An 8,970-nucleotide genomic window follows, 5' to 3' on the forward strand; every position below is an offset into this window, starting at 1 on the left:
GCGATCTTTTGCCGTTGATTTTCAAGATCAAAAGATCGCAGCCTTCGGCAGCGCCTACAGAGGGCAATCACATCACGGCTTGCAGCTTGCAGCTCGCAACGGGAGCAAAGCGACCATGACCATCAAACAGATCCGTGCCTTTCTCGCCGTGGCCCATAGCCTGAGTTTCGCCGTTGCATGCGAGCGCCTGCACCTGTCCCAGTCAGCGTTGAGCCTGACCATCAAGGCGCTGGAGGAGGGCCTGGGCGGGCGGCTGTTCAGCCGCAATACCCGGAATGTCGCGCTGACCCCGGAGGGCGAATCCCTGCTGCCGCTGGCGCGCCGGTTGATCGCCGACTGGGACAACGCTGAAGACGAGATGCGTCAGCGTTTCAGTCTGCAACGCGGGCGCGTGACGCTGGCGGCGATGCCGTCGTTTGCCGGCAATCTGCTGCCGCCGATTCTCAAGAGCTTTCGCGCGCGCTATCCGAACGTCAACGTCACGGTCAACGACGTGATCAACGAGCAAGTACTGGAAATGGTCCGCGACCGGCAGGTGGAACTCGGCGTGGCGTTCGCGCCGATGCAGAGTACCTCGATGACGTTCACGCCTCTGTATGTCGATCGCTTCGTCGCCGTGGTGCCAGCGGATTCAGCGCTGGCTGGCCGCGCCGACATCGATTGGCAGACCTTGCTGGAGCAACCGTTCATCACCCTGCAGCGGCCGTCGACGGTACGGGTGATGCTGGAAGAGCATTTGCACGCGCGCGGGATGAAGTTGCCGGTGGAGTTCGAGAGCCATCAATTGGCGACGGTCGGCCGCATGGTCGCCAGCGGGCTCGGAGTCAGCGCGGTGCCGGCGTTGTGTGCGGGGCAAATGCGCGAGCTGGGTGCGCATTGCCTGACATTGAACGATTCGGTCGAGCGGGCAATCGGTGTGCTGACCGAGCCGGGCAATGAACTGTCGGCGGCGGCGCAGGCGTTGTTCGAGATTCTCAAGGCTGAAGATCTGCAGCGCCAGTTCGATCTCCCCCTCACCCCAGCCCTCTCCCCAGGGAGAGGGGGAAAGGGAGCCGACCGCGTGTAGTTCAACTTCCGGGTTCTACCTGCCGCCCCCAATCAATGTGGGAGCGAGCCTGCTCGCGAAAAACGATAACGCGGTCTAGACCTTGGCCACCCGCCACAGATACCAGGCGGCCACTGTCCGATACGGGCTCCACGCCCGGCCGATCTCGATCATCTGTTTGCGCGTCGGTTGCACGTCCAGTCCCTTCAAACGCCGGTAACCCTCACGCACACCGAAATCATCAGCCGGCAGGATGTCCATGCGTTCCAGGCTGTAGATCAGCAGCATCTCCACGGTCCAGCGACCGACGCCGCGCAGGCTGGTCAGACGTTCGATCAGGGTTTCATCGTCCATGGCCCGCGCAGTCGGGTAATCCGGCACCACGCCGTCCAGCGTCGCCTGGGCAATCCCCTGGATCGTCGCGATCTTGCTGGCTGAAAATCCGCAAGCGCGCAATTGCTCGACCTCAGTCGCCAGAATCTGTTCCGGACGCGGAAATGCCTGTCCGGGAAACAACCCCACCAGACGCCCGAGAATCGCATCGCCAGCCTTGGCGTGCAGTTGCTGATAGGCAATCGCGCGCACCAGCGACTCATACGGATCGCGCGCCGGGTGCGGCTGATGCAGGCAGGGGCCGACGGCGCGGATATGGCGCTGCCAGTCAGCGTCTATTACGGCCAGAAAGGCGCTGGCCGCGTCGTACACGTCAGTCATGCGGCCGTGAGTCGAGCGTAATCATCGAAATCCCTTCTCGCTGGATGAGTTGCATGTTTCAGAAAGCCAATTGTTGAGTCATTTGCAGCGCAGCGTTCTCCAACCGCAGCAGAAACGCCTTGCGCGGTTGCCCGCCACCATAACCGGTCAGCGAACCGTCTGCGCCGATCACTCGATGGCAGGGCACTACGATCGATAGCCGATTGTGCCCGTTGGCCAGACCCACCGCACGACTGGCCCCGGGTTTGCCCAGTCCCGCGGCGATGGCGCCGTAGGTGCTGGTGTGGCCGTAGGGGATTTGCAGCAGCGCCGCCCACACCTCGCGGGCAAACGTGCTGCCGGGCAGGTGCAAGGGCACGCTGAATTGAGTGAGCCTGCCGGCAAAGTACTCCGCCAGTTGCACCTCGATCTGCTGTAAGTGCGCGTTGTGTCCCGGCGCGACGGCGTAGCCATAACGGTTCTGCAGTGCTTCGACTTCACGGGTCAGCGCCGGGCGATCAAGAAACTCCAACAGCACCAGACCACGGCGCTCGGCCATGGCGATCATCGGCCCCAGCGGCGTGGTCAGGCGGGTGAACAGCAGCGGCTCACTGTTGGCGGCGCGGCCCGGGGTAATGTGGAAGGATTTCTGAAAAGCGTCGCGAAAACCGCTGAGCGACTCGTAGCCGGAGTCGAACGCGGCGTGATCGATCGACGCGCCTTGCCTGATTCCGCCCAGGGCCATGCCGAGGCGACGGGTGCGCAGCCAGGCATGGAAAGTCATGCCGAAATGCTGTTTGAACCAGCGCCGCAGCTTCAATGGTTCGATGCCTTCAGCGAGCAATTGTGCATCGCTCCAGCGCCGTTCGGGATCGGCGTCTACCGCGTTGAGCAGGCGCTGCACCCAGTCCGGGGCGATCGCCGCGGCGTCCAGCGGTTTGCAGCGCAGGCAGGCGCGGTAACCGGCGCACAGGCATTCGTCGGCATGGGCAAAAAATTCGACGTTCTCCGGTTTCGGCTTGCGCGCCGTGCAACTGGGGCGGCAGAAGATCCCGGTGGTTTTCACCGCCGTGAAGAACACGCCTTCATAGGCAGTGTCGCGTTCGAGCATGGCGCGAACCATTTCGGCGTGGGGCGGCAGGACAGCGGCTGGTATGTTCATGGGCTGAGAGTAAATCCGCTTTGTCGATGGCTCCACCGAAAAATCGACAGTGAATTTTTTCGCTGGTGCAGCACAATGAGCGGGTCGCCGCTTTCAAGGAAGCTCACCCATGCATCCGTTTTCCATTCAGCGCATCGATCATGTCGTCCTGCGCGTAGCCGACCTGCAACGCAGCATCGATTTCTACGGCAAAGTGTTCGGCGCCGAAGTGGTCAGGCATAACCAGCCGCTGGGGCTGGTGCATTTGCGGGCCGGCACCTCGATGATCGATCTGGTCGACCTGGCGGGCGAACTCGGGCGCAAGGGCGGCGGCGCGGCTGAGGCGCAGAAACGCAATGTCGACCACTTTTGCCTGCGCATCGAGCCGTTCGATGAAGCGGCGCTTGTCGCTCACCTGCAGTCGTTCGGGCTGACCGTGGAGCAAGCCGCCAGACGTTTCGGCGCCGAGGGCTACGGCCTGTCGCTGTATTGTTTCGATCCGGACGGCAATCAGGTCGAACTCAAAGGCCCGTCCGAAGGCGCTCAGCCAGACGTTTCCTGAAGCAACAGCTCGGTCACTTGCGCCAGCGCCAGATGGCCGTTTTGCGGTTGCTCAGAGGCCAGGTTGAACAGCGCCAGTTGCCGATCGGCGCTGTTGCCGCTGTCAATGATCGCCCGCGCACGTTCGAACAACTGCGCCGCGCCTAACGCCTGCGCGGTCTCGGCAAAACGCTGCTCGGCAAGTTCAAGCCACTGCGCGATCGAACAGTCGCCGTCGATGCCCTCGACCAGAAAGCGCGCATGAATGCCCAGGCGTTTGGCGCGCCAGCGATTTTCTTCCAGCATCGAGCGCGCGGTCTGGTCGTACAGCAGACCGGGGCGCCGCTGTGCACTGGCATGAGCCACCAATACGCGAAAAAACGCCGCGAGCGTCAGCGCATCATCGACCCGAGGGCAGGCGTCAGTCATGCGCAGCTCGAGCGTCGGAAAGCGCGCCGCCGGGCGCACACCCCACCAACACTCGCTCGGCTCAGTGATCGCGCCGATGCGCGTGAGAAACGCCAGGTGATCGTCGTAATGGCGCTGATCGGCAAACAGCGGCGGGATGCCCATGCGTGGCCACTCGTCACACGCTGTCTGCCGGTAACTCATGAAGCCGCTGGCGGCGCCATCCCAGATTGGCGACGAACAGCTCAGCGCCAGCAGGAGGGGCGTCCACGGCAGCACTTCGTTCATCACCGCAATGCGATCCAGCGGCTCGATCACTTCGACGTGCACATGCAGGCCTGACAGCACGCTGCGCCGCGCGACATGGCCGTAGCGTTGGAACAGATATTGGAAATGTTCCTCGTCGGTCGGCACCTGCTCGCGCCAGTCGGCCAGCGGATGGCTGCCGGCGCTGAGCAGGGCCAGGCCAAACGGTTCGAGGGCTGCCCCCAGGGCCTGACGGCTGCCGCGGAGAAAATCGCCGGCGTGCAGAAAGTCGCTGAACACCGGCGAGGCCACCTCGATCTGCCCTTGAAACATCTCTGTGGCAAACCACACGCCCAGCGCCGCCCGGCATGCCTCGATCGCCTGGGGTGGCGGGCTGCCGACCATGCTCAAGGTCTGCCGATCAGTGAGGAAATACTCTTCCTCGATACCGAATCGCGGATGGCTCATGGCGGTGCTCGAGTGAGTGTTTCTCTTCAGAACCCCCCGCAGCAACGGTGGTTCAAGCCAGGCGACCAGTGCCGCAAATGCACCGTTGGTCTTGTCCATTGCACTTGGGCGGCTAGGGCGTTTCCAAACAAGTCCGATCAACGTTTTCTGGAGGCAGACATGAGCAACCCATCCAGCAACGACAAGGCCCTCAATGAGACCGGCAATCCCAACGACGACGGCTTCGCCATCGGCACGGCCGGGCGTGATGAAGATCCCAACGCCACCACCGACTGGGACGTCAGCCGTGACAGCGAAGATGTCATGACACCGGACGATACTCGCGGTTTGCCCGGTTACCCTGGCGCCGAACACAGTAACCCGTCAAAACGCGTTCCCGACACCAGCGTGCCAGCCAACGGTGATCCTTCCGTGCAGAACGACAGCGGCGCTGACTGAGGCGGTGGAGGATGGCAGGATAATGGCGTCGGTCGAACTTTTTCGATCCGGCGCCACTCTGAACGTGTCATAGGGTCGAGGTTCGGCAGAAAAAACGCTTCGGCAGTCAGAAAAAGCTGCGTGGCGTGGTAAATTCCCACCCCACGCCGTGCCCACCCAGAATGGCCCCTGCCGGGTCCCACCAAGAGCGATCTACATGCAAGCAAAGGCCCGTGAGGTTTATGTGCCACCGGTGCTGCAAGATCTGCGGGCCGGCACAGCCGAACTGCACATCGCACTGGAAAAACGCCTTCCTTTTTTCTCCGACTCCCTCGATAACCGCGCTTTCGAACGCTTGATGGCGGCCTATTACGGTTTCTATCAGCCGCTGGAACGGGCGTTGCTGGCCAGCGGGGCGGTGCCGGACGATTTCAATCTGACGCCTCGTCTGAAGGCCGAAACCTTGCACGCCGACCTGCGCGCGCTGGGCGCGAGCGCCAATGACTTGCCGCTGTGCGAGGACTTGCCGGTGATCGACTCCAGCGCTGCCAGCCTTGGCGTTCTGTACGTGCTCGAAGGCGCCACCCTTGGCGGGCAGATCCTGCGCCGGGAAATCGCCGCGCGGCTGAATCTGGATGCCGACAACGGTGCCGCGTTCCTGGATGTCTATGGCGCTGCCACCGGGCGGCGCTGGCGCGAGTTCATCGAATACCTGAGCAACCGGCCCATGGATGCCAGCGAACGCGCGGCCGTGGTCAGCGCAGCACAAACCACATTCAGCTGTTTCGAGCAGTGGCTCGAGCGCCAGGAGGTACTGGCATGAACCTGCAAGACCAACAAGCCTTTGAAGAACTGCTGGCCAACTGTGCCGACGAGCCGATCCGCTTTCCCGGCGCGATTCAGCCCCATGGTTTGCTGCTGACCCTGAGCGAGCCGGCGCTGCAGATCATTCAGGTCAGTGCCAACGTCGAAACCCTGCTGGCCCGCGCGCCGGAATCGTTGATCGGCCAGCCGCTGCACAGCCTGATCGGCGCCGAACACACCGCGCAAGTGCAGGAAGCCTTGCAGCAGGCGACGTTCTCCGAGGCGCCGCCGCTGCGTTTCGAGCTCAACGGCACCTCGTTCGAAGGTTTGCTGCATCGCCATCAGGGTGTGCTGATTCTTGAGCTGGAGATCCACGTCAAGAATTTCCAGCCGCGCAACGTTGCCGGGGTCAACACCCATCTGGGTCGCATGCTCCAGCGCCTGCAAGCGGCGACCACGCTGCAGGCCTTGTACGACATCAGCGTCAAGGAAATCCAGGCGATGACCGGTTACGACCGGGTGCTGATCTACCGCTTCGAGGAGGAGGGCCACGGCCAGGTCATCGCCGAGGCGTCCGATCCGTCGATGGAAGTGTTCAATGGTCTGTTCTTCCCGGCGTCTGACATCCCCGAGCAGGCGCGCGAGCTGTATCGCACCAACTGGCTGCGGATCATCCCCAACGCCGATTACCAGCCGGTGCCGCTGGTGCCGAAGTTGCGCCCCGACACGCAAACGCCGCTGGACCTGAGTTTCGCCACCCTGCGCAGCGTCTCGCCGATTCACTGCCAGTACATGAAGAACATGGGCGTGCTGTCGTCGATGAGCATCTCGCTGCTCAAGGGCGACAAGCTCTGGGGCCTGATCAGTTGCGGCAATCGCCAGCCGCTGCACGTGCCGCATGAGTTGCGCATGGCCTGCCAGACCATCGGTCAGGTCTTGTCGTTGCAGATCAGTGCGATGGAAACCCTGGAACTGACTCGCCAGCGCGAGGAGAAGGTCGAAGCGCTGGCGCGGCTCAATCAGGCGATGATCGATTCGCCGCAAAACGTGTTCGACGGCCTCGCCCAGCAGCCGGCGACGCTGATGGCGCTGGTCAATGCCGGCGGCATCGCGATCATCGAAGACAAACAACTGCACCGTTACGGCAACTGCCCGGCGCCGGAAGAAATTCGCGCCCTGCACAAATGGTTGCAGGAGCGCGGCGAGCCGGTGTTCGCCAGTCATCATCTGTCCAGCGTTTATCCGCCGGCGGCGCAGTATCAGTCGGTGGCCAGCGGTGTGCTCGCCATGAGCCTGCCCAAACCGGTGGACAATGGCGTGCTGTGGTTCCGTCCGGAAGTGAAGGAAAACATCAACTGGAGCGGCGACCCGCGCAAACCGCTGGACCTGGAAAACTCCGACGCCGGCCTGCGCCTGCGTCCGCGCACCTCGTTCGAGATCTGGAAAGTCGAGATGGCCGGGATCTCCACCAAGTGGAGCCACGGTGATCGGTTCGCTGCCAATGATCTGCGTCGCTCGGCGCTGGAAAACGATCTGGCCCGCCAGGTACGGCGCGAGCAGGAGGCCGTGCGGGCGCGAGACGAATTGGTGGCGGTGGTCTCCCACGATCTGCGCAACCCGATGACTGTGATCTCCATGCTGTGCGGCATGATGCAGAAAGCCTTCAGCTCTGAGGGCGCGCACACCTCGCGGCGCATTTCCACGGCGATCGATACCATGCAACAGGCCACGGCACGCATGAACACGCTGCTCGAAGACCTGCTCGACACCTCGAAAATCGACGCCGGGCGCTATTCCATTACCCCGCAGGCGCTGGACGTCGGGCTTATCTTCGAAGAGGCGCAATCGCTGCTGTCGCCGCTGGCCCATGACAAGGACATCAGCATTTCCTTCCAGGCCGATCCTGACCTGCGCATCCACGCCGACCCTGAGCGGCTGTTTCAGGTGCTGTCCAACCTGGTCGGCAACGCAATCAAATTCACCCCGCGCATGGGCACCGTAGGTGTGCACGCCAAGTCGGTGGGCGATGAGATTGTGTTCATCGTGCGTGACAGCGGCGAAGGCATTCCCAAGGAACATTTGCCGCATGTGTTTGATCGCTACTGGACAGTGAAGGAAGGCAATCCGACCGGTACCGGCCTTGGTTTGTACATCACCCAAGGCATCGTCGAAGCCCACGGCGGACAGATCGTCGCCGAGAGCGAGCCGGGGCAGGGTAGCGAGTTCCGCTTTACCGTGCCGCGCCTGGCCTGAGTGCCCTGTAGGAGTGAGCCTGCTCGCGATGGCGTCCGTCCCGTCAGCGCTGTTCTGACTGATCCACCGTTATCGCGAGCAGGCTCACTCCTACAGGTCTTGCGGTGGGCTCTGCAATTTGGTTTCACACAAAACCCTGTGGGAGCGAGCCTGCTCGCGAAGACGTCAGCCCAGCCAGCACTGGGCTGACTGACCCACCGCTCTCACAGAAGATTCGCATCCTCAGGGTCATTTTCTTCAATACCGCAAACCCCGTGCTCGCTACCGTAGTCACCTCGTTCCTCATTTGAAGCAGGTGTGCAATGAGTCTGATTCTTTCCATGGCGGCGTTTGCCCTGGCCGCTTCCATCACCCCCGGGCCTGTCAATATCGTCGCCTTGAGCTCTGGCGCGCAGTACGGCTTTCGTGCCAGCCAGCGACATGTTGCCGGGGCGACGCTGGGGTTTGTGCTGTTGCTGGTGCTGATGGGGCTGGGCCTGCATGAAGTCCTGCAGTTGTGGCCGTTCATGACTCGCGTGGTGCAGTGGGCCGGGGTGGCGTTTCTGCTGTTCATGGCCTGGAAACTCGCCAGCGATGACGGCCAGTTGCACGCCAGCGAGTCCGGCCGCGCGCCGTCGATGCTCTATGGTGCGGTGATGCAATGGCTTAATCCCAAGGCCTGGCTGGCCTGCGTGGCCGGCATGGGCGCGTTTGTCGCCGACGGCGAGGCGCGGCTGGTCTGGCAATTTGCGGCGGTGTATCTGGTGATCTGCTATCTGTCGGTGGGGTGCTGGGTGTATGCCGGGACGTTCTTGCGTGGCTATCTGAGCAACGCGGCGGGGATGCGCTGGTTCAATCGGCTGATGGCGTTGTTGCTGGCGGTGAGCGCGGTTTATCTCCTGATCACCTGATTGACCTGTCGATCACAAGACCCTGTAGGAGTGAGCCTGCTCGCGATAGCGGTGGATCAGTCAAT

At 62.6% G+C, this 8,970-nt stretch carries 9 protein-coding genes; 6 read left to right on the plus strand and 3 right to left on the minus strand.

Going from position 1 to position 8,970, the window contains the following annotated elements; genetic code table 11:
• Nucleotides 1–115 precede the first annotated feature (115 nt).
• Nucleotides 116–1,066: a LysR family transcriptional regulator gene (locus DCO47_RS23420; RefSeq protein ID WP_065617002.1), complete on the plus strand. Its 951-nt coding sequence runs from the start codon at nt 116–118 to the stop codon at nt 1,064–1,066.
• A 75-nt stretch (nt 1,067–1,141) separates the two neighbouring features.
• Here DCO47_RS23420 and DCO47_RS23425 read toward each other — a convergent pair whose 3' ends face one another.
• Both DCO47_RS23425 and DCO47_RS23430 read right to left on the minus strand, forming a co-directional pair.
• The gene (locus DCO47_RS23425; protein ID WP_116659019.1) at nt 1,142–1,759 is read right to left on the minus strand and encodes a DNA-3-methyladenine glycosylase; all 618 of its coding nucleotides are present in this window, start codon (nt 1,757–1,759) and stop codon (nt 1,142–1,144) included.
• Between the two features lie 58 nt (nt 1,760–1,817).
• Nucleotides 1,818–2,900 (minus strand): bifunctional transcriptional activator/DNA repair enzyme AdaA, encoded by a 1,083-nt coding sequence (locus tag DCO47_RS23430; RefSeq protein ID WP_116659020.1) that lies wholly within the window; start codon nt 2,898–2,900, stop codon nt 1,818–1,820.
• 109 nt (nt 2,901–3,009) lie between these two features.
• Between DCO47_RS23430 and DCO47_RS23435 the strand changes: the two genes are divergently transcribed.
• On the plus strand, nt 3,010–3,441 hold the full coding sequence (locus DCO47_RS23435; protein ID WP_065617005.1) for a VOC family protein: 432 nt from the start codon (nt 3,010–3,012) through the stop codon (nt 3,439–3,441).
• Here DCO47_RS23435 and DCO47_RS23440 read toward each other — a convergent pair.
• Entirely contained in the window at nt 3,423–4,541 is a 1,119-nt protein-coding gene (locus tag DCO47_RS23440; protein WP_116659022.1) for a carboxylate-amine ligase, read from the minus strand. The genes DCO47_RS23435 and DCO47_RS23440 overlap by 19 nt on opposite strands.
• Before the next feature lie 159 nt (nt 4,542–4,700).
• Here DCO47_RS23440 and DCO47_RS23445 point away from each other — a divergent pair, with 159 nt between their 5' ends.
• The 4 genes from DCO47_RS23445 (at nt 4,701) to DCO47_RS23460 (ending at nt 8,905) form a co-directional block, all read left to right on the plus strand.
• Entirely contained in the window at nt 4,701–4,979 is a 279-nt protein-coding gene (locus DCO47_RS23445; protein ID WP_064362019.1) for a hypothetical protein, read from the plus strand.
• A 196-nt stretch (nt 4,980–5,175) separates the two neighbouring features.
• Nucleotides 5,176–5,781 (plus strand): biliverdin-producing heme oxygenase, encoded by a 606-nt coding sequence (locus tag DCO47_RS23450; RefSeq protein WP_064362018.1) that lies wholly within the window; start codon nt 5,176–5,178, stop codon nt 5,779–5,781.
• Nucleotides 5,778–8,015 (plus strand): ATP-binding protein, encoded by a 2,238-nt coding sequence (locus tag DCO47_RS23455; protein WP_116659021.1) that lies wholly within the window; start codon nt 5,778–5,780, stop codon nt 8,013–8,015. The genes DCO47_RS23450 and DCO47_RS23455 overlap by 4 nt, the downstream gene beginning before the upstream one ends.
• A gap of 302 nt (nt 8,016–8,317) precedes the next feature.
• On the plus strand, nt 8,318–8,905 hold the full coding sequence (locus DCO47_RS23460; protein WP_042609538.1) for a LysE family translocator: 588 nt from the start codon (nt 8,318–8,320) through the stop codon (nt 8,903–8,905).
• Nucleotides 8,906–8,970: the final 65 nt, after the last annotated feature.

Source organism: Pseudomonas sp. NDM, assembly GCF_003105095.1.
Classification (GTDB): Bacteria; Pseudomonadota; Gammaproteobacteria; order Pseudomonadales; family Pseudomonadaceae; genus Aquipseudomonas; species Aquipseudomonas moraviensis_A.

Excerpts from the sequence above, each read along its gene's own strand:
- DCO47_RS23420 (WP_065617002.1), top strand. The coding sequence starts at position 116 with ATGACCATCAAACAGATCCGTGCCTTTCTCGCCGTGGCCCATAGCCTG.
- DCO47_RS23425 (WP_116659019.1), bottom strand. The coding sequence starts at position 1,759 with ATGACTGACGTGTACGACGCGGCCAGCGCCTTTCTGGCCGTAATAGAC.
- DCO47_RS23430 (WP_116659020.1), bottom strand. The coding sequence starts at position 2,900 with ATGAACATACCAGCCGCTGTCCTGCCGCCCCACGCCGAAATGGTTCGC.
- DCO47_RS23435 (WP_065617005.1), top strand. The coding sequence starts at position 3,010 with ATGCATCCGTTTTCCATTCAGCGCATCGATCATGTCGTCCTGCGCGTA.
- DCO47_RS23440 (WP_116659022.1), bottom strand. The coding sequence starts at position 4,541 with ATGAGCCATCCGCGATTCGGTATCGAGGAAGAGTATTTCCTCACTGAT.
- DCO47_RS23445 (WP_064362019.1), top strand. The coding sequence starts at position 4,701 with ATGAGCAACCCATCCAGCAACGACAAGGCCCTCAATGAGACCGGCAAT.
- DCO47_RS23450 (WP_064362018.1), top strand. The coding sequence starts at position 5,176 with ATGCAAGCAAAGGCCCGTGAGGTTTATGTGCCACCGGTGCTGCAAGAT.
- DCO47_RS23455 (WP_116659021.1), top strand. The coding sequence starts at position 5,778 with ATGAACCTGCAAGACCAACAAGCCTTTGAAGAACTGCTGGCCAACTGT.
- DCO47_RS23460 (WP_042609538.1), top strand. The coding sequence starts at position 8,318 with ATGAGTCTGATTCTTTCCATGGCGGCGTTTGCCCTGGCCGCTTCCATC.